Annotated in this window: 13 protein-coding genes and 1 pseudogene; 12 read left to right on the top strand and 2 right to left on the bottom strand. The window is 66.1% G+C overall.

Features of this window, described 5'->3' with window-relative positions:
• The first annotated feature begins 65 nt into the window (after positions 1-65).
• From QCE69_RS30055 to QCE69_RS30045, 3 genes are all read left to right on the top strand, one after another.
• Entirely contained in the window at positions 66-1,337 is a 1,272-nt protein-coding gene (locus QCE69_RS30055) for an ABC transporter permease (RefSeq protein WP_309934578.1), read from the top strand.
• 13 nt (positions 1,338-1,350) lie between these two features.
• The gene (locus QCE69_RS30050; protein ID WP_309925985.1) at positions 1,351-2,187 is read left to right on the top strand and encodes an ABC transporter permease; all 837 of its coding nucleotides are present in this window, start codon (positions 1,351-1,353) and stop codon (positions 2,185-2,187) included.
• 254 nt (positions 2,188-2,441) lie between these two features.
• Complete coding sequence (locus QCE69_RS30045; RefSeq protein ID WP_309934577.1) at positions 2,442-2,909, top strand: DUF3331 domain-containing protein; 468 nt, start codon at positions 2,442-2,444, stop codon at positions 2,907-2,909.
• A 32-nt stretch (positions 2,910-2,941) separates the two neighbouring features.
• Here QCE69_RS30045 and QCE69_RS30040 read toward each other — a convergent pair whose 3' ends face one another.
• Positions 2,942-3,556, bottom strand: a complete 615-nt coding sequence (locus QCE69_RS30040) for an NAD(P)-dependent oxidoreductase (RefSeq protein ID WP_309934576.1) — start codon at positions 3,554-3,556, stop codon at positions 2,942-2,944.
• 442 nt (positions 3,557-3,998) lie between these two features.
• On the opposite strand from QCE69_RS30040, the gene QCE69_RS30035 reads away from it, so the two are divergent.
• The 9 genes from QCE69_RS30035 to QCE69_RS29995 all read left to right on the top strand — a co-directional run bounded on the left by QCE69_RS30035 (position 3,999) and on the right by QCE69_RS29995 (position 20,054).
• Positions 3,999-4,196 (top strand): hypothetical protein, encoded by a 198-nt coding sequence (locus QCE69_RS30035; RefSeq protein WP_309925982.1) that lies wholly within the window; start codon positions 3,999-4,001, stop codon positions 4,194-4,196.
• A 537-nt stretch (positions 4,197-4,733) separates the two neighbouring features.
• On the top strand, positions 4,734-5,189 hold the full coding sequence (gene bcsD, locus QCE69_RS30030) for a cellulose biosynthesis protein BcsD (protein WP_309934574.1): 456 nt from the start codon (positions 4,734-4,736) through the stop codon (positions 5,187-5,189).
• Positions 5,190-5,309: 120 nt separating this feature from the next.
• Complete coding sequence (bcsP, locus tag QCE69_RS30025) at positions 5,310-6,029, top strand: cellulose biosynthesis protein BcsP (protein WP_309934573.1); 720 nt, start codon at positions 5,310-5,312, stop codon at positions 6,027-6,029.
• Positions 6,026-6,814, top strand: a complete 789-nt coding sequence (bcsQ, locus tag QCE69_RS30020; protein WP_309925975.1) for a cellulose biosynthesis protein BcsQ — start codon at positions 6,026-6,028, stop codon at positions 6,812-6,814. Before bcsP ends, bcsQ begins: the two co-directional genes overlap by 4 nt.
• Positions 6,811-9,027 (top strand): UDP-forming cellulose synthase catalytic subunit, encoded by a 2,217-nt coding sequence (bcsA, locus tag QCE69_RS30015; RefSeq protein ID WP_309925973.1) that lies wholly within the window; start codon positions 6,811-6,813, stop codon positions 9,025-9,027. The genes bcsQ and bcsA overlap by 4 nt, the downstream gene beginning before the upstream one ends.
• Positions 9,027-11,540 (top strand): cellulose biosynthesis cyclic di-GMP-binding regulatory protein BcsB, encoded by a 2,514-nt coding sequence (gene bcsB, locus QCE69_RS30010; RefSeq protein WP_309934571.1) that lies wholly within the window; start codon positions 9,027-9,029, stop codon positions 11,538-11,540. Before bcsA ends, bcsB begins: the two co-directional genes overlap by 1 nt.
• Before the next feature lies 1 nt (position 11,541).
• A complete protein-coding gene (gene bcsZ / locus QCE69_RS30005) occupies positions 11,542-12,720 on the top strand; it encodes a cellulose synthase complex periplasmic endoglucanase BcsZ (RefSeq protein WP_309934570.1) in 1,179 nt (392 codons plus the stop codon).
• The gene (locus QCE69_RS30000) at positions 12,714-17,336 is read left to right on the top strand and encodes a cellulose synthase subunit BcsC-related outer membrane protein (RefSeq protein WP_409021248.1); all 4,623 of its coding nucleotides are present in this window, start codon (positions 12,714-12,716) and stop codon (positions 17,334-17,336) included. The genes bcsZ and QCE69_RS30000 overlap by 7 nt, the downstream gene beginning before the upstream one ends.
• Positions 17,337-17,834: 498 nt before the next feature.
• On the top strand, positions 17,835-20,054 hold the full coding sequence (locus QCE69_RS29995; RefSeq protein ID WP_309934567.1) for a TonB-dependent siderophore receptor: 2,220 nt from the start codon (positions 17,835-17,837) through the stop codon (positions 20,052-20,054).
• Here the strand turns inward: QCE69_RS29995 and QCE69_RS29990 are convergent.
• A pseudogene (locus QCE69_RS29990) lies at positions 20,045-20,140 on the bottom strand (PKHD-type hydroxylase); the annotation flags it as partial. The gene QCE69_RS29995 and the pseudogene QCE69_RS29990 overlap by 10 nt on opposite strands.

The following is a 20,140-nucleotide window of genomic DNA, read 5'->3' as shown; positions in this document are numbered from 1 at the left end:
CGCGCAACCGTGAAACCGACGGCCGCGCTGGCAGGACGAAGCGCGGCCGGGAAGGAGACATCCCCGTGCATACCATGACGATCCCCGCGGAAGACGCGCTTGAATCGAGCGCGCGTCTGAAACGCGAACTGAAGATCGCCGACGCGAAGAAGCGCGCGATGGCCCTTGCGCTCATCGCGCCGCTCGCACTCTTCCTGTTCCTGATTTTCGTGGTGCCGATCGCCGCGCTGCTCACGCGCGCGATCGAGAATCCGGAAGTCGCGAATGCGCTGCCGCACACGGGCGCCGTGCTCAAGAAGTGGGACCGCAAGACGGCGCCGCCGGACGAAGCCTATGCCGCGCTCGCGCAGGATCTGACGGCCATCCAGGAAGGCGATTCGATGGGCGCGCTCGCGCGCCGCCTCAACACAGAGATTCCCGGCTATCGCTCGCTGGTCGCCAAGACCGCGCGGGCGATGCCGCTCCCCGGCGACGACGGCAGGCCGCTCGCCGCGCCGCAGATCAAGGCGAAGATCGTCGAGCTCGACGAGCGCTGGAACGATCCCGCGTACTGGCAGGCCATCGCGAAGAACGCCGGGCGCTATTCGCCGTTCTACGTGCTCGCGTCGCTCGATCACAAGCAGGACGGCTTCGGCAACCTCGTCCATGCCGATCCCGACCAGTCCATCTATCTGAACGTCTTCGCGCGGACCTTCGTGATCGGCGTGGGCGTGACACTGTTCGCGCTGCTGCTCGGCTATCCGCTCGCCTACTGGATCTCGACACTGCCCGCGCGCCGCGCGAACCTCGTCATGGTGCTCGTGCTGATCCCGTTCTGGACTTCCGTGCTGGTGCGCGTAGCCGCGTGGATCGTGCTGTTGCAGAGCGAGGGACTGGTGAACAAGGCGCTGATCGGCAGCGGGCTGATCGGCTCGCCGCTCGCGCTGCTGTTCAACCGTGTCGGCGTTTATATCTCGATGACGCACATCCTGCTGCCGTTCATGATCCTGCCGCTCTACAGCGTGATGAAGTCGGTGCCGCCGAGCTACCAGCGCGCGGCGGTGTCGCTGGGCAGTCATCCGTTTGCGGCCTTCTGGCGCGTATACGTGCCGCAGACGTATCCGGGCATCGGCGCGGGCGTGCTGCTCACGTTCATTCTGGCGATCGGCTACTACATCACGCCGGCCCTGCTCGGCGGACCGAACGACCAGATGGTCAGCTACTACATCGCCTACTTCACCAACGTGACGATCAACTGGGGCATGGCGTGCGCGCTCGGCGCACTGCTGCTCGCCGCGACGCTGCTCCTCTATGTCGTCTACGGCCGCTTCACGCGCTCGAACGTGAGCCTGGGCTGACTGGGAACGCCACATGAAACTCGCCAAACCGATGTTCGCGCCGCACACGTCCGCCATCGAACGCGTCTGGTACTTCGCATTGCGGATCCTCTGTGTGCTGACGCTGCTGTATCTGATCCTGCCGGTGCTCGCCATCGTGCCGCTGTCGTTCTCGTCGAGCACCTTCCTCGTCTATCCGATTCCCGGCTGGTCGATGCGCTGGTATCACAACCTCGTCATGTCCGACGAGTGGCGCATGGCGGCGAAGAACAGCTTCATCGTGGCGCCTTCGGCGACGCTGGTGGCGACCATTCTCGGCACGCTCGCCGCGGTCGGGCTGACCAAGGCGAACTTCATCGGCAAGAGCCTGCTGATGGCCGTCCTGATTTCGCCGATGATCGTGCCGGTGATCGTCGTGGGCGTCGGCATGTATCTGTTCTTCGCGCCGCTCGGCATCGCGAACACGTACTTCGGGCTGATCCTCGCGCATGCGGCCCTGGGCGTGCCGTTCGTCGTGACGACGGTCGGCGCGACGCTGCAGAACTTCAACCATAACCTCGTGCGCGCGAGTCAGTCGCTGGGCGCCGGCCCGCTGCGCACGTTCTTCAAGGTGACGCTGCCGGTGATTGCGCCGGGCGTGATCTCCGGCGCGCTGTTCGCCTTCGCGACCTCGTTCGATGAAGTCGTCGTCACGCTCTTTCTCGCCGGCGCTGACCAGACCACCTTGCCGCGGCAGATGTTCACCGGCATCCGCGAGAACATCAGCCCGACCATCGCGGCGCTTGCCACGATCCTGATCGTCTTTTCGACGAGCCTGCTGCTGGCGCTGGAATGGTTGCGCGGCCGCGCTGCGGCGCGGGCCGTTGCCTGACACAGCGAGACTCGCTGTCGGCAGGCTGTCTCGTCCGACATTCGAACTTTTAAGCTTACAGAAGGCTTTTTCCTGGCATCGTTGATGCGGAGGACAGACGCCTGGAAATCGCGTAAAGTCCTGTCGCGCAAGGCTTTTTCACACTACCGTTCGATTATTCGCATCGACGGGATAGTGTATTCACTGATGCAGCCTTTATCGGAATATGCTTAATGACGTACGTTCTAGGTCGAGTCAAAGCCTGGAACATTGCCATGACAGCTTTTTCGAAGAGAGCGGACCCGTGGTCACAGACGGTTCACCTGCTCGAGGCGGCGCCCCAAGACGTCGCCCGCACCGCGCCATCTCAGAAATCCGCACGCATCGAGAGTTCGTTTCTCGAGCGCCTCACGCGCGACTGGAACCGTACGCATCCGCAGCACGTGGATCGCGGTCTGCCGTATCCGCAAGCCATCGTTCGGGTGATCGAACGCCCGAGCAGCGCGACGGCGCTCGTCTACTGGTCTGATCCCGGCACCTGCCATTACGGCTATCAGGGCTGGCGCGCGACGACCGCGACGAGTGAAGGCGTGTGCTCGCTGTCGGGAATGCCGATTCATCGCGGGGATCAGGTGTATCGGCCGTCGCAACGCGATCCGAAGCCGCAGAACGCCGCCGCGATGATTCTCGCGGCAGCGATGCCGAAGAACAGCGAGGAAGTCGAAGTCGACATGCACGGCTAGGCGCAGCCTGCCGTCGTGACCGAACGCGCGCGTCAGTATCCGACTGTGATGCGCTGCTTGATGTGCGCGTGCGATTCGAACTCGTCGAGAAAGGCGATGGCGTAGTCGTCGAACGTGATCCAGCTGCGGCCGTTGCTGTCGACCAGCAGCTCGTCGACGCCGAGCCGGTAGCGTTGCGTGCGCGCGCCCGGAACGAATTCCGCCGACGGCGAGATAAAGGTCCAGTCGATGTCGCGCTGGCCGCGCAGGGCGTCGAGGAACATGGCGCCGGCTGTCGCTTCCGGCTTCCAGTCGGCGGGAAAATCCGGCGCGTCGAGCACGCGTTGACCGGGCGCGGCATAGAGGCTTCCCGCGCCGCCCACCACGAGCAGGCGGCGCACGTCCGCGCGCTTCACCGGTTTCACGATCGCCTCCGCCGGAACCCCGCTGAACGGCATCGCGCTGAACACCGCGTCGTGCCCGGAGATTACGCTGGAAAGTGCATCGGCATCGAGCGCGTCGACGTTACGGGCGGTGACGCCGGAGCGTGTCTCGACGCCCGAGGTATCGCGGGCGAGCGCGGTGACCGTGTGCCCGCGCCGCAACGTTTCGTCGAGCACACGGCTGCCCACCTTCCCCGTTGCTCCGATGATCGCGATTGTGCTCATTGCCATCGACTCCTTTTTTCGAGGGCATTCGCCCCGAAACACGTACAAGTGTTCGCTTTGTGATAAGACGACATAAACTGAGACGCTCAAACCATTCGGGTGAGCGTTTGTTGTGCCTGCTGCTGAAATAGCAGAATCAACGCATTCATACCACGTTTTCAGCATTTACATGGCGAGCAGTTTTAACGCAAATTCCGGGCCGAATTTCACCTGTTCAAGAGATAGTGCCGCGCGCTCTTCATAAGGCTCGAGCGCCGTCCCCCGCCCGCTACGCCGTTAAACTGGAAAGCCCCGTGCTCCATCTGAAATGGGCCTCGTGGCGATACCGGCGCGCTTCACGCAGCGATTTCAGATTGAGTTTCCAATACGGCAGTCGCCAAATTGTCATCGCGTTGGTTTATATTGCAGTTCCTCGCCGCTCCATTACCGGAAGGAGTTAATCGTGAAGAATCCGCAATTGCAGGGTGCCATCGAAGGACGCGAAAATCCGGCAGGCGAATCCGGCTACGAGCCGATCCCGGCCCGCGCCGTCCCCAAGGAGTCCGCCGCAGATTCCGGCTACTCCGATTCCCTGGACATCCCGCTCAATTACGGCATTGTGATGGACGCTGTCAGGGACGCCGTCCGCGCAAACCTGTAAGCGTCACGAAACCCATCTGAAGCGTCCCGGTCGGGGCGCTTTTTTTTGGCCCGTTCAAGCGCTAATTCCGAGCGCCTTCCATTTTTCTCATACAAATCATTCTGTTGCAGATCGGCACGGGAAAAGTCGGGCGAAATTTCCGTCGCTAGCCAGTCGGGCTCCGCGCCATGCGGCACAGCCAAAAGTCAATCCGTGCGAATCACGGTGAAGCCCTTCAGCGCTGAATTAACGGAGTGGTACACTGCCGCCGCCTTTGCGGGTGCACGTCAAAAAGTGCGTGATGGTTGTCGAATTTTCGTTCAGGTCAGCGCGGGTCAAATGTCCAAACTGGACGGCCTGTTGCGTCTTAATTGGTCAATTCGCCAAAAAAATCTCCTGCTAGTGTTTCTACTGGCGAAAAAATCAGCATTGAGATAAGTTCAGACGTGTACTCGCGCCTGGACAACCGTCCGGATCAATGCTCTCGGTCAAGAGTTGTCCGCCAAGGACGTAAACAATGACTAATCACGTGGCGCGCGTGCGCCCAGCCGACTACACATGGCCGCTATCTTTGAACACCTGCTGGACAGCCACACCTCTCGCCAATGGCGCGGGCTTCTGTCCGCGCTCGCCGATGAATTCGAAGCGCAAATCGGGCGCACCGAACTGCGCCAGCTGATGCATCGCGTCGGCAGCCGCTTCGCGGACGCACGGCCGCTGCCGTCCTGCAATTCCACAGCCGAACTGGCAGAAGCGCTCAACGCGCAGTGGCGCGATGCCGACTGGGGCTTCGTCGAACTCGCCGACGAGCGCGATCACCTGAGCATCGTCCATTACTGCGCGCCGCTGCCGGCTTTCGGTGAAAGCGCGCTCGCGTGGACGCCGGCGTTCCTGGAAGGCGCGTATCAGCAGTGGCTCGCCGCGCTTGGCGCGCAGGGCCTTGCAGTACGGCAGGCAGGCGAATTCGGCGACGACACCGCCATCGAGTTCAGGCTCGCACGCACCGTGGTTTGACGAGAACCCCGGAATCACCGACCGCCGCTTCGAAGCGACGGCTCAAGCCCCCTGTCGATCAGGTGGCACAAACAAGTTGAAACGGCCAGGCAGGGCAGGCACGGACGAGGAAGCGGCACCATGAATACATCGCGCGACATCGAGAAGCTGTTCGATCATTTCGGCGGCAATGCAGGCGACTATCAGGAAATCGGTCGGGAGAACGAGGCCAAGTCGGCCCGTACCCGCTGGCCGCTGCTCGCGACGCTGGACTTCGCGCAGCCGGCCATTCCTGAAATCGCGCCGCGCCGCGACACTCAAGCCAGCACGTCCGGCGCGCCCGGCAGCGAACCGGCCGCGGAATCCGCCGCCCGCCCGACGCCGATCCATCGCGGCCGGCCGCAGTTGTTCACGCGGCCGCATCGCCGCACGATTCCGCCGGTCGATGCGCCCGCCGCTCAATCGCTGAGTGCGCTGCGTTTCTCGGCGCTCGCCGATCCCGCTGCGATCGAAACCGAAACTGCCCCGGACATGGCGTCGGCTGCAGCGCCGACACCGGAACCGACGCCGGCAGAACCGCGCCCCGCCGCAGCCACGTTCGGTTCGAGCGTCCTCGCGCGCCGCGCCCCTGCCGCCGCCCCCGCTCCGGCAGCGACGCCAGCAGAACCCCCGCGCGTCCAGCCGGCCCACGAAGCCGAACCGCACTCCATTCTCGGCAAGCTGTTCAAGCCGCAGACGCCGCCCGCTCCGAGCGCGCCCGCCAACTCGCTTCAGTCGATGTTCGACCGCCTGCGCCACACCGGCGAATCCGCGAACACTCAACCCGCCGCCCATCGCACGAGCCGCCTCTCACGGTCATGAAAGTCATCACGGTAGTTTCCGCGAAAGGCGGAGTCGGCAAGACGACGCTCGCCGCCAATCTCGCTTCGGTACTCGCTGCGCGCAACCGCCGCGTGATCGTGCTCGATCTCGATCCGCAAAACGCGCTGCGCCTGCACTTCGGCATTCCGCTCGACAGCATCGACGGCATCTCGCGCGCGACACTCGCCGGCGAACCCTGGCAGACCGTGATGTTCGACGGCATCGACGGCGTCACGGTGCTGCCCTACGGCGCGCTGCTCGAGGACGACCGCCGGCGCTTCGAGGCGCTCGTCGACGCCGATCCCGCCTGGCTCGCGCACGCGCTCGAGGCGCTGGCGCTCGATGCCAACGACATCGTGATCGTCGATACCCCGCCGGGCTCGTCCGTCTACACGCGCACGGCGCTGACCGCGGCGCATTTCGCGCTGAACGTCGTGCTGGCCGATGCCGCCTCCTACGCCGCGATTCCCGGCATGGAGCGCATGGTCGATGCCTATGCCGCGCCACGCCAGAACTTCGCGGGCCAGGGCTACGTCGTGAACCAGGTCGATCAGTCGCGCCAGTTGAGCAAGGACGTGCTGAAGGTGCTGCGCAACATGCTCGGCACGAAGCTGTTCCCGGGCGTCATCCATCTGGACGAAGGCGTCTCCGAGTCGCTCGCGTGCGACACGACGCTGATCCACTACGATCCGCTGTCGCAGGCCGCCGCCGATCTCCGCGCGTGCGGCGAATGGCTGCTCGCCGCAATCGATGCGCTGCCCGCTTCGTCGAGGAAACTCGCATGAGCTCCGCCAAGATCCCGTCGCCGGAAACGGAAGTGAGCGTGGCGACGTCGCGGCTCGAACGCTTCGTCGATGCGCGCATCTGGGGCAGCCGCATCCTCGTGGTCCTGCTGACGGCGTTTGCGTTGTGCGCGCTGTACTTCGTGGTCACGGTGCCGCTCGTGTTCGGTCAGCAACTCGCCTTTGCGAGCGTCTGTTTCGTTTTCGCGCTCGGCTTCCGCCGTCTGCAAGGCCAGTACGCGACGCTCGTGATGATCATGCTGTCGATCATCGCGTCGGGCCGCTACATGTTCTGGCGCCTGACTGAGACCACCTACTGGGAGCGCCCGCTCGACGCAGCCTGGGGCCTGCTGCTGGTGGCCGCCGAAGTCTATGCGACGCTGGTGCTCCTGCTCGGCTACTTCCAGACGGCCTGGCCGCTCAAGCGCAAGCCCTTGCCGCTGCCCGCCGACCGCGCCGACTGGCCGACGGTCGACGTTTTCATCCCCACGTACAACGAGCCGCTCTCGGTGGTCAAGCCGACCATCTACGCGGCGCTCGCGCTCGACTATCCGGGCGACAAGCTCGCCATCCACGTGCTCGACGACGGCCGCCGTCCCGAGTTCAAGGCCTTCTGCGAGGAAGTGGGCGTCAACTGGACGATCCGCACGCACAACCGGCATGCGAAGGCGGGCAACATCAACGAGGCGCTGAAGATCACGAAGGGCGAGTTCCTCGCGATCTTCGACTGCGACCACATCCCCACGCGCTCCTTCCTGCAGATCTGCCTGGGCTGGTTCCTGCGCGACAAGCTGCTGTCGATGCTGCAGACGCCGCACCACTTCTTCTCGCCCGATCCGTTCGAACGCAATCTCGGCACGTTCCGCAAGGTGCCGAACGAAGGCGAACTGTTCTACGGCCTCGTGCAGGACGGCAACGACCTGTGGAACGCCACGTTCTTCTGCGGCTCGTGCGCGGTGCTGCGCCGCTCGATGGTCGAGGAAATCGGCGGCATCGCGGTCGAGACCGTCACCGAGGACGCGCACACGGCGCTGAAGCTGCACCGTCTCGGCTACACCACCGCCTATCTCGCGATTCCGCAGGCCGCGGGTCTCGCGACGGAAAGCCTCTCCGGCCATATCGGGCAGCGTATCCGCTGGGCGCGCGGCATGACACAAATCTTCCGGATCGACAATCCGCTGACCGGCAAGGGTCTGAAACTCGGCCAGCGGCTCTGCTATCTGAACGGCATGCTGCACTTTTTCTACGGCGTGCCGCGTCTCGTGTTCCTCACCGCGCCGCTGTCGTACCTGTTCTTCGGCGCGCACGTGATCGAAGCCGCGGCGAGCACCATCGCGATCTTCGCGCTGCCGCACATGATGCACGCGAGCATCACCAATTCGCGCATGCAGCGCAGCTTCCGTCATTCGTTCTGGGCCGAGGTGTACGAGTCGGTGCTGGCGTCGTACATCACCGCTCCCACGTTGCTCGCCGTCATCAACCCGAAGCTCGGCAAGTTCAACGTGACGGCCAAGGGCGGCCAGATCGCCAAGGATTACTTCGACTGGTCCATCTCGCGGCCCTATCTGTTTTTGCTGTTGCTGAACCTGCTCGGCTTCATCGCGGGCATCGTGCATATCGTCATGTACTGGCAGATCCGCAGCGAGGTCAACACGACCATCCTCAACCTCTGCTGGACCGTCTACAACATGCTGATCCTGGGCGCATCGGTGGCGGCGGCGAGCGAGCGGCGGCAAGTGCGCGCGACCCATCGCGTGACCATGAAGATGCCCGTGATGCTCAAGTTCTCCACCGGCCGCACGCTCGCCTGCGAGACGATCGACTATTCGGAAGGCGGCGTCGGCGTCGCGCTGCCGAGCAAGATCGAAGTGCCGATGCACGAGCGCGTGACCGTCTCGCTGTTCCGCGGCGACGAGGAATACGCGTTCCCGGCGAGCGTCGGCTATACCGAGCCGGGGCGCGTCGGCCTGCGTTTCGGGCAGCTCACGCGCGAGCAGGAATACGACTTCGTGAAGACCACTTTCGCGCGCGCGGACGCCTGGACCGGCTGGTCCGAGGGCCGCCGCCCGGATACGCCGCTGCGCGGCCTGTCGCATGTGTTGCTGGTGGGCACGCGCGGCATCGCCGGACTGTTCGAGCACTTGTACAGCGACCTTCGTACCTGGATGAACAAGCGCCCGGTCGACGTGAAGAAACTGAAAACCAAAGACCAATAATGGGCATGGGTATGTCGAAGTTGCACGTTGAATTCGGAACGGGCGGGCGCACGCCGCGTTTTTGCGAAAGACCTCTGGTGCGTGCGCTGGCCGTCTTCGCTGCCTTGCAGACTGCGTTCGCCGGGCCGCTCGCGTCCATCGCGGCGGCCGCGACCGCTGTTGCTGCGCCGGCCTCGGCTGCCGTCGCGCCGGCAACCGCCGCACCGCAGGCCACTGGCGCCGGCGCCGTGCCCGCGCCGAGCCCGGCGGCCGTCTACAACCCGGCGTCGATCCAGCAGCCCGCGCTCGCGATGCCCGTGCCCGCGTTCTCCGGCAAGCCCGAGAAGCCGCTGACTTCGCGCCTTCCGACCACCGCCGATCCCGGCACGCTGGTGCCCGGCGGCCGCCGCCAGACGCTGACCTTCGCCGACTACGGCGCGCTCGATCCGCTGCAATTACGCGGCACCGATGGCCAGAACGGCATTGCCTTCTCGGTGCGCGGCGACGAAGTCGTGACGGGCGCGATCCTCCATCTGATCTACAGCTATTCGCCGTCGCTGCTGCCGTCCATCTCGCAACTGAAGGTGCTGATCAACGGCGAAGTAGCCGCGACGCTGCCCGTGCCGCGCGACCAGGCGGGCGTGCTGGTGGCGCGCGACGTGGCCATCGATCCGCGCTTCATCACCGAGTTCAACCATCTGAACGTACAGCTGATCGGCCATTACACGCAGCAGTGCGAGGACCCGTCGAACTCGACGCTGTGGGCCACCGTCAGCAATTCGAGCTCGCTGGACCTCACCTACGCGTCGATCGCGAACAAGCCCGACCTCGCCGCGCTGCCGAATCCGTTCTTCGATCGTCGCGACGTGCGCCGTCTCGAACTGCCGTTCGTGTTCGCCGGCAAGCCAAGCCTGCCGACGCTCGAAGCGGCCGGCATGGTGGCGTCGTATTTCGGTTCGCTCGCGGGCTATCGCGGCGCGATGTTCCCGGCCCAGACCGACAACGTGCCGCTCTCGGGCAATGCCGTGGTGTTCGCCGTCGGCGACGCCAAGGTGGCGGGCGTCGACATTCCGGCGGTGTCGGGCCCGACGATTTCCGTCGTCGAACGCGATGCCAACGCGCGCGGCCGCATCCTGCTGATCCAGGGCCGCGACGAGAACGAGCTGAAGACCGCCGCGAAGGCGCTGGGCATCGGTCAGAACACGCTGTCCGGCACGAGCGCGACGATCACGCAATTCAGCGACCTGCAACCGCGCCGTCCCTATGACGCGCCGAACTGGCTGTCGACGGATCGCCCGGTGCGCTTCGGCGAGCTCGCGGAAGCGCGCGACCTGACCGCCCGCGGCTACGACGCCGACGCCGTGCGCGTCAATCTGCGCGTGCCGCCCGATCTCTTCATGTGGCAGACCAAGGGCGTGCCGATCGATCTGGCCTACCGCTACACCGTGCGGCCCGCGCCGGACCGTTCCTCGCTGAACATCAGCGTGAACGACGGCTTCGTGCAGTCGCTGCGCATCCCGGCCGTCTCCGCCTCGACCTTCGACCTCGGGCATTACTTCAGCCGCGTGCTGCCGGACAAGACCGTGTCCGCGCGCCGCGAGGTCTACATTCCGCCGCTGCTGCTCACGCCGCGCGCGCAGTTGCGCCTGCACTTCTACTACGACATCCCGAAGACCGGCGAATGCCATGGCCGCGTGCTGGACAACGTGGTCGGCGCGGTGGACCCGAACTCGACCATCGACCTGTCGGGCTTCCCGCACTACATGGCGCTGCCCGACCTGGCCGCGTTCGCCAACGGCGGCTTCCCGTTCACGCGCATGGCCGACCTGTCGCAGACGGCGGTGGTGCTGCCGAACGACCCGAACTCGGCCGACTACAGCCTGTATCTGCTCGAAATGGGCCGCATGGGCACGTCGACGGGCTATCCGGTGACCGGCGTCACCGTGACCAGCGCGAACGACGTCGACCGCTTCGCCGACAAGGATCTGCTGATCCTCGGCTCGCCGGGCCGCCAGCCGCTGTTGCAGCGCTGGGCCAAGCAGATGCCGTTCTCCAGCGACGGCGACTCGCACACGTTCCAGCTCACCGATGTCGCGTTCAAGCTGGTCGACTGGTGGCATGGCGAGCATGGTCCGGAACGCTCACCGGCGCGCGCGGATCTCTCGCTCGTCAGCTCGAACGGCGACGCCCTGCTCACCGGTTTCGAATCACCGCTGAAGAGCGGACGCAGCGCGGTGGCGCTGATCAGCGCGGCGGGACAGTCGGATGCCGATCTCTCCGCCGCCCTGCTCGACAACGACCTGCTGCCGTCCATCCAGGGCGCGATGGCCGTCATCCACGGACGCACCGTGACCGTGACCTCGAACGGCGAGGCGTATTACGTCGGTCATCTGTCGCCGATGCATTACATGCGCTGGGCGCTCTCGTCGCACCCGGTGTTGCTGGTGCTCGGCGGCGTGCTCGCCGCGCTGATCATCGCCGCCCTGTTCTATCGCGCGCTGCGTTCGCTCGCCGCGCGGCGCCTGAGGGACTGACATGCGGCCATTCACCGCAAGCGTCGTGGCCGGCGCATTCGTCGCCGCCGCCAGCGCGGGAGCGGCCGGCGCCGCCCGCGCGCAGCCCGCGCAAGCCCCGCAAGCCGCCCAGCAATGCGACTGGCCGGCGTACCGGCAATTCGTCGAGCGCGCGGTGCAGGCCGACGGCCGCGTGATCGACCGTTCGACCGAGGTGCAGCAGACCACCTCCGAAGGCCAGTCGTACGGCATGTTCTTCGCGCTCGTGGCCAACGACCGCGCCACCTTCGAGCGCCTGCTCGGCTGGACCCGCACGAATCTCTCCGGCAATCAGTTCGATACCGCCAACCTGCGCCTGCCCGCGTGGCAATGGGGCAGGAAGCCGGACGGCTCATTTGGCGTGCTGGACCCGAACTCGGCCTCCGATTCGGACCTGTGGATCGCCTACGACCTGTTCCAGGCCGGCCGGCTGTGGAAGGAGCCGGCCTATACGAAACTCGGCTACGCCCTGGCGACGCAGATCGCGAAGCAGGAAATCGCCGATCTGCCGGGCCTCGGACCGATGCTCCTGCCCGGCCCGCACGGTTTCCGGAACGGCGACGTGACGCGTCTGAACCCGAGTTATCTGCCGCTGCCGCTGCTGCGCGCGCTGGCGCACGAGATGCCCGACGGCCCGTGGAGCAAGCTCGCGCAGAACGCCGCGACGATGATCCGCGTGACCGCGCCGCGCGGCTATGCGCCGGACTGGGCGGCGTATCAGAACGGCCAGTTCGCCGTCGATCCGAAGAACGGCGATGTCGGCAGCTATGACGCCATACGCGTCTATCTGTGGGCCGGCATGACGGCGAGCCGCGATCCGCTCGCGCGCCCGTGGCTCGATGCGCTCGGCGGCATGCGCCAGAGCGTCGCGCAAAACGGCTTTCCGCCGGAGAAGGTCTCCACCCTGAACGGCGCGGTGAGCGGCGAAGGCCCGCTCTCTTACTGGGGCGCGCTGGCGCCCTACTTCAAGGCACTGAACGACGAGCACGGCCTGGGCCTCGCCCGCGCCCATCTCGAAGCGCTGACGGCGCCGGCTGTCGCAGGACGCGAACCTGCGTACTACGACCGCGTGCTGGGCCTGTTCGGCGGCGGTTTCGTCGACGGGCGCTATCGCTTCGATGAAACCGGCCGTCTGGTGCCGAACTGGAGAAGCGCATGCTGATCCGGGTCAGGAAACGCGCAATGAAGCGGACTCTCGCAAGGCACATCGCGGCGGCCATCGCGGCCGGCGCGCCGATGTTCGCCCTCGCCCAGGCCAGCGCCGATCCGCTGACCGTGCTGGTCGACCAGGGCAAGTACTGGCAGGCGCACAGGCGCGGCGATCTCGCCGAGCAGGCGTGGCAGAAGGTGCTGCGCATCAACCCGAAGCAGCCCGATGCGCTGTTCGGCATGGGCATGGTGCTCGCCGATCGCAAGGACGGCAGCGGCGCGCAGCAGTATCTCGCGCAACTGCGTCAGGCCGCGCCGAACTATCCGAACATCGACGAACTCGGCCGCCGGCTCGGCGAGACCAGTTCGCGCGACCAGACCGTCAACGACGCGCGCCGTCTCGCACAGAGCGGACAAAGCGCGTCGGCGGTGCAGGAATACCGCCGCGCGATCGACGGCAAGCCCGCCACGCCGCAGTTGCAGCTCGAGTATTACCAGGCGCTCGCCGCCACGCCGCAAGGCTGGGACGAGGCGCGCCGCGGACTCGAACAGCTCGCGCGCGACAATCCCGACGAGCCGCGTTACCAGCTCGCCTACGCGCAGCATCTGACCTATCGCGACTCGACGCGGCGCGACGGCATCGCGCGGCTCGCGAAGCTTGCCAGCGACAGCGCCGTCGGTGCGGACGCGAAGAAGAGCTGGCGCCAGGCGTTGTTGTGGCTCGGCGCGCGCGCATCGGATGCGCCGCTGTACCAGGCCTATCTCCAATCCTCGCCCGACGACGCCGCCGTGAAGGCGCGCTTCGATTCGATGGTGCAGCAGGACCGCGCGGCGCAGGATCGCGCGCAGGCGGGCGTGGCCGTCGATACGCGCGGACGCACGGTCGGCGAAGGTTTCGCGGCGCTGGATCGCGGCGATCTCGTGACGGCGCGCGCACGCTTCGCGTCGGTGCTCGCGAGCAACCCGAACGACGCCGACGCGCTCGGTGGCATGGGCATCGCGGCGCTCAAGCAGGAACACTTCACCGAAGCGCGCAACGATCTCGAACGCGCGTCGCGGGCCGGCAATCCGGCGCGCTGGAAGGACGCGCTCACCAGCGCCACGTACTGGTCCTACACGAGCGACGCCATCGGCGCGCGCAGCAACGGGCAGATCGCGCAGGCGAAGGCGTTGTTCGAACGCGCGATCGCCGTCAATCCGTCCGATGTCACCGCCCAGGTCCTGCTCGGCGAGATGTTGCTTGCGAACAGCGATCCGCGCGGCGCGGAGCAGGCGTATCGGATGGCGCTGCGCCGTCAGGCCGACAACCCCGATGCGATCCGCGGACTCGTCGGCGCGCTGGCCGCGCAGGGACGCGGCGACGAGGCGCTCGAATTCGCCAATCGTCTCAACACCGAACAGCAAGCCAAGGCCGGCGGCATCAACAAGCTGCGCGGCGAGGCGCAAGCGGCGCAGGCGCGCGCGGCCGAAGCGCGCGGCGATCTCGGCGCGGCGCGCAGCCTTTTTGAAGACGCGCTGCTCAACAATCCCGACGATCCGTGGCTGCGCCTCGACCTGGCGCGCATCTACGTGCGTCAGGGCGCGGTGGGCAACGCGCGCAGCATGATGGACGGGCTGCTCGCCACGCATCCGGACATGACCGACGCGCTCTATGCAAGCGCGCTGCTGTCCGCCGAAACCCAAGACTGGGCAACTGGCCTCGGACAACTCGAACGCATTCCGGCGGCCCAGCGCACGCCCGCGATGACCGCGCTCCAGCATCGTCTGTGGGTGCAGCAGCAGGCGGAACTCGCGACGCAGGCGGCCGCCGCAGGACAGCGTCAGCAGGCCTTCGCGATCCTGAGCCGTGCCGCGCCGGTCGCGAGCGGCAACGCCGAGCTGACGGGCGCGATCGCCACGGCCTATGTGAAGGCGGGCGATCCGGCTCGCGCGCTGGCGCTGGTGCGCGGCGCGATCGCGCAGGCGCCGAACGACACCGGACTGCTCCTGCAATACGCGGGCATTCTCTCGGCGACGCAGCAGACCGCCGAACTGGGTTCGGTGATGCGCCGCCTCCAGTCGATGTCGCTCACGACGCAGCAACGCACCGACTTCAACAATCTGAATGTGGGCATCGTCGTCGCGCGTGCGGACGAAGTGCGTCGGCAGGGCAATCTCGCGAGCGCCTACGACGTCATTTCGCCGTGGCTCGCCGCGATGCCCGACAACGCCGATCTGCAGGCCGCGCTGGGCCGCATGTACACGTCGGCGGGCGACGACCGCAGTGCGCTGGCGTGCTTCCAGAAGGCACTGACGCGCCGTCCCGACGACCTCGCGCTGCAGACCGCCGCGATGGCCGCCGCGAGCAACGTGCGCGACTTCCGGCTGGCCGAGACCTACGCGAACCAGGCCTATCAGGCCGCGCCGAACGACCCGGGCGTGCTGGCGTCGATCGGCCGGATGTATCGCGCGCAGGGCAAGCTCGATCTGGCCGCGCAGTTCCTGCAACGCTCGCTCGTCGCGGCCAACACGCCGCCGATGCAGGCCGCCGCGCCTACGCAGGCGCGCAGCAATGTTCCGCCGGGCTGGGAAAGCGCGCTGAGCCGCATCGGCTCGAATCCGCTGCCCGGCACTAATCCGTTCGAAGGCAAGACCGCGGTCGATACGGCGTCGAGTCCGGCGCTGGCGTCCGGCGCGTCGTATCGCCAGGTCATCCCTCAGAGTTACTCGCAGCCCGTGCCGACCTATCTGCCGCCTCCCCAGCCCGCCACGTATTCCACGCCGTATCTGGCGCCCTCCGCCGCGCCCGCGCCGATGCAGCAAGGCGCGCCGCGTCAGGTGACGAGCGGCGGCTATGGTCCCGACACGTCCGGTTCCGGGCAGTCGGGCGGTCCGCTTCAGCCTTATCCGGGGCAGGACGGGGGCGCGTCGGGCGGTTATGCGCAGCCGGCTTATCAGGCGCAGCCGTATCAGCAGCAGCCGGCGTATCAACCTTACCCGCAACAGCAGGCGTATCCGCAACAGCAGCCGTACGCGCAGCAGCAGCCGTATCCGCAGCAACAGGATCCGTATGCATCGCCGTGGCCGATGTCGCCCGGCGCGCGCGAAGCGCAGTCGAATGCCTACGCGCCGCCGCCTGTCGCGAGCAGCCACACGAGCACGACGCGCACGAAACGCCCGGCGACGACCTCCACCCGCAAGAGCGCGGCGGCGCGTCCTGCGGATCCGTACGCCTACGGCGCGCCGCCGCAGCAGCCCTATCCCCAGCAGCAGCAGCCGTACGCCCCGCAGCCCTACTATCCGCCGCAGCAATACGCGCAGCAGCCGTACATTCCGCAGCCGCCGGCGGGCTATGCACAGCCGTACTATCCGGCCCAGACGCAGCAGCAGCGCGCCGCCGCGGCCGCGACGATGTCCACCGGCGGCATGCCCGCGCCCGTCGCCAATTCGCAGACGACGGGCGTCGCCGATGAACTCGCGCAGATCAACCGCGAGCAGGCCAGCACGGTGTCGGGCGGGATCATCTTCCGCAATCGCGATGGCGAGGACGGACTGTCCAACCTGACCGACATCGAAGCGCCCATCGAAGGCCGCATCAAGGCGGGCAACGGCCACGTCATCGTGCGCGCGACGCCCGTCACGCTCGACGCCGGCACCGCGAGCAGCCAGGCGAACACGCTCGCGCGCTTCGGGTCCGGACTGGGCGCGGTCGCCACGCCGCCGACCAACAACTACGGCTCGCAGACGGCGACGGGCGTCGGCTTGTCGATCGGTTATGAGAACCGCAACTGGAAGGGCGATGTCGGCACCACGCCGCTCGGCTTCCGCGAAACCAACGTGGTGGGCGGCGTGCAGTATCAGAACGCCATCACCGACAAGGTCTCCTACTCGCTGGCCGTCGCGCGCCGTGCGGTCACGGACAGCCTGCTGTCCTACGCCGGGGCCCGCGACCAGGGCGCGGGACTCGAATGGGGCGGCGTAACCTCGACCGGCGGCCGCGCCGATTTCGGCTGGGACGACGGCACCAACGGCGTCTATGCCAACGCGGCGTACCAGTTCCTCGACGGCAAGCAGGTCGCGACCAACACCGCGGTGAAGGGCGGCGGCGGCATCTATACGCGCCTCATCAAGGATGCGGACCAGACGCTGACCATCGGCGCGAATACCACGCTGATGCACTACGACAAGAACCTGTCGTACTTCACCTATGGTCAGGGCGGCTATTTCAGCCCGCAGCAGTACGTGATTCTCAACTTCCCGGTCGAGTATGCCGGGCGTTCGGGGCTCTTCACCTACGACCTGAAGGGCTCGATCGGCGTGCAGCATTACCGGCAGGACGAGTCGGATTATTTCCCGACGAACGGCACGTTCCAGGCACGCGCCGCCGGCTCCGGCGCCACACCCGATGCGAACGCCGTCTATCCCGGCCAGAGCAAGACGGGCGTGTCCTATTCGCTCAGCGCGACCGGTGAATATCAGCTCGCGCCGCAACTGGCGGTTGGCGCGACGGCCTCGTTCGGCAACGCGTATCAGTATCGCGAGTGGCTCGCGGCCGTGTACGTGCGCTATACCTTCTCGAATCGCGGCGGCGTACAGCCCGTGTTCCCGCCGCAGGCGTTCAGCTCGCCGTATCTGTCGTTGTCGAATTGACACCGGTCCGGCTTGCAGAGAGCTCGAAAGACGCCTTCTGCGGCCGGCACGATTTCTTACAAATTTTTCACCGCATTATTGAGCTACCGCCTGGCGGAAAATCTCATCCGCCACTTTTTGTCCGCAATTCCCTCATATTCGCCTGATACCGCGCGGCGCCAGACGCTGCGCCGGCCTCCAAGCCATGCCCAGCGGGCGTGAGCGCCTTCACTGAGGTTGCTGAAGCCACATCGCACAAGCGCTTTTTGTTGCGTGAACGTCACATTTCCCGGCAATAAATCCCGCCAGTCATTACGGATATTTTCGAAATATTTCCGACCATGTAATGATAGCGATTCGCATTTACCCATCGACACGATAGCCCGGTGCAATGAGTCGTACTGAACAGCACGGCGCCACAGCTTTCGATCGACGACATCGCACACCTCGAAAAGCCGTGGCGGCAGGACGCCCGATCCGCCGCCATCGGACCTGAACAACAACGACCTGGACCACGACATGTTGAGGAAAACGCCGCTGGCAGCGGCATGGGTAACGATTGCCGCCGTGCCCGTGGCGGCACCGCTATACGCCCAGACTGCATCGCAAACCACGCCCATTGCAGCACCGAACGTCGCACAAGCCGCGCCGGACGCGCCCGAATCCGCTTCGCTGCCCGCCGTTCGCGTGACCAGCCAGGCCGACGCGCCCGACTTCCAGGCCGACGTGTCCAGCGTCGGCGCCAAGGTGCCCACCGCGCTGCGCGACATTCCGCAGGCCGTCGTCGTGGTGCCGAAGGCCGTGCTGCAATCGCAGGCCATCAGCTCGTTCTCCGATGCCCTCCGCAACGTGCCCGGCGTCACGCTCGGCGCGGCGGAAGGCGGCCAGATCGGCAACAACATCAACCTGCGCGGCTTCTCCGCGCGCACCGACATTTACCTCGACGGCTTCCGCGACCGTGGCCAGTACTATCGCGACACCTTCAACCTCGAGTCGATCGACGTGCTGTACGGGCCGTCGTCGCTGTACTTCGGACGCGGCTCCACCGGCGGCGTCATCAACCAGGTCAGCAAGCAGCCGGACCTGAAGCCGCGCGCCGATGTCTCGCTGCAGGCGGGCACGCACGACCGCTTCCGCTCGACGGTCGACATCAACCAGCCGCTGACGGACACCTCGGCGTTCCGTGTCAACGCGTTCGGCCAGTCGCTGGGTTCGAGCCGCGACGAGATGATCAACAAGGACTACGGCATCGCGCCGGAAGTGAAGTTCGGCATCGGCACGCCGACGCAGGTGACGCTGAGCGCGCTGATCCAGCACAACCGCGACCAGCCCGACTACGGCATTCCGCCGCTCAACGGCCATCCCGCGCCGGTCGATACGAAGACCTTCTACGGCTTCACCGACGACCGCACGATCCAGGACGTCCAGACGGTCAGCGCGCGCGTCCAGCATCGCTTCGACGACATGTTCACGCTGCGCAACCAGACCCAGTTCAGCCACTACAGCACCGAAGCGCGCGCGACCAATGCGGCGGCCGTGCTGACCGGACCGCTCGGCAACTCTACAGCGCTCACCAACGGCAACTACACCTCCCTGCCGCTGAGTTCGCTGTTCGTGCGCCTGCAAGGCAAGGACCGCAACATCAACGATCACTCGGTCTACAACACGACCGACCTCGAAGGCAAGTTCGCCACGGGCTTCCTGAAGCACGACATGCTGGTGGGCGTCGATCTGAGCCACGAGACCTATAGCAACCAGAGCTTCACCGCAACGACGCCGGGCCTGCCCTCTAACACGCTCGCCATCGTGCCGCTGGTCGATCCGGCGTATGTGCCTCGTCCCGCCAACTATCGCGAGGTGGCGACCAACCTGGCGGAGTCGAGCGCGAACGGTCTCAGCCTGTACCTGAACGACACCATCTCGCTCGGCGAGCACTGGAAGTGGATCGGCGGCGTGCGTTGGGACCGCTATGAAGCGGCGATCCACAACTCGATCAACGCGCCCTCCTACGCCACCCAGACCAATTACTTCACGAGCGTGCGCACGGGCCTCGTGTTCCAGCCGACGGAGACGCAGTCGTACTACGTGTCGTACGGCACCTCGTTCGATCCGTCGCTCGAAGCGCTCACGCTCACCAACGGCCAGCAGAACCTGCCGCCCGAGCACAACAAGTCGTATGAAGTCGGTTCGAAGTGGGATCTGCTGAACGGTGGCCTGTCGGTCACGCAGTCGCTGTTCAACATCGAGAAGACCAACGCGCGCACGCTGGCCTCGGACGGCACCTATTCGCTCGACGGCGACATCCGCGTACGCGGCTATCAGCTGGGCGTGGCGGGCCACATCACGAAGCAATGGCAGATGTTCGGCGGCTATACCTACATGGACGGCACGATCCTGAAGGCCTTCGACGGCACGCAGGGCAAGACGCCGGCCAACACGCCGCATCACATGTTCACGCTGTGGACGACCTATGACTTCACGCCGGTGTGGCAGATCGGCGGCGGGCCTTCGTATGTGTCATCGCGTTACGCGGCGAACAACAATCTCGTCGAAGTGGGCGGCTACGTGCGCTGGGACGTGATGGCCGCGTATCATCAGAAACGCTACGATATCCAGTTCAACGTGCTGAACCTGACGGACAAGAAGTACTACGACGCCCTGATTCCGTCCGATGGCGGACGCGCGGTGCCGGGCCTGGGCCGCACGTTCCTCGCCACCTTGAACTACCGTTTCCGCTGATGCCGTGCCGGCGCGCCCTGATAACCCGCGGTGGCGCGGCCGTCGACCCAGGCGTCGCTGGCTTCGAGGCGGGCGCGCATGGCGGC

Origin of the sequence: Caballeronia sp. LZ032, from assembly GCF_031451315.1 — a bacterium.
Lineage (GTDB): Bacteria > Pseudomonadota > Gammaproteobacteria > Burkholderiales > Burkholderiaceae > Caballeronia.
The sequence above is the reverse complement of the archived record's forward strand: the minus strand, read 5'-3'. Positions and strand labels throughout refer to the sequence as shown.

Coding starts and splice junctions, on each gene's coding strand:
- QCE69_RS30050 (WP_309925985.1), top strand. CDS start 1,351: ATGAAACTCGCCAAACCGATGTTCGCGCCGCACACGTCCGCCATCGAA.
- QCE69_RS30045 (WP_309934577.1), top strand. CDS start 2,442: ATGACAGCTTTTTCGAAGAGAGCGGACCCGTGGTCACAGACGGTTCAC.
- QCE69_RS30040 (WP_309934576.1), bottom strand. CDS start 3,556: ATGAGCACAATCGCGATCATCGGAGCAACGGGGAAGGTGGGCAGCCGT.
- bcsD (WP_309934574.1), top strand. CDS start 4,734: ATGGCCGCTATCTTTGAACACCTGCTGGACAGCCACACCTCTCGCCAA.
- bcsP (WP_309934573.1), top strand. CDS start 5,310: ATGAATACATCGCGCGACATCGAGAAGCTGTTCGATCATTTCGGCGGC.
- bcsQ (WP_309925975.1), top strand. CDS start 6,026: ATGAAAGTCATCACGGTAGTTTCCGCGAAAGGCGGAGTCGGCAAGACG.
- bcsA (WP_309925973.1), top strand. CDS start 6,811: ATGAGCTCCGCCAAGATCCCGTCGCCGGAAACGGAAGTGAGCGTGGCG.
- bcsB (WP_309934571.1), top strand. CDS start 9,027: ATGGGCATGGGTATGTCGAAGTTGCACGTTGAATTCGGAACGGGCGGG.
- bcsZ (WP_309934570.1), top strand. CDS start 11,542: ATGCGGCCATTCACCGCAAGCGTCGTGGCCGGCGCATTCGTCGCCGCC.
- QCE69_RS30000 (WP_409021248.1), top strand. CDS start 12,714: ATGCTGATCCGGGTCAGGAAACGCGCAATGAAGCGGACTCTCGCAAGG.
- QCE69_RS29995 (WP_309934567.1), top strand. CDS start 17,835: ATGTTGAGGAAAACGCCGCTGGCAGCGGCATGGGTAACGATTGCCGCC.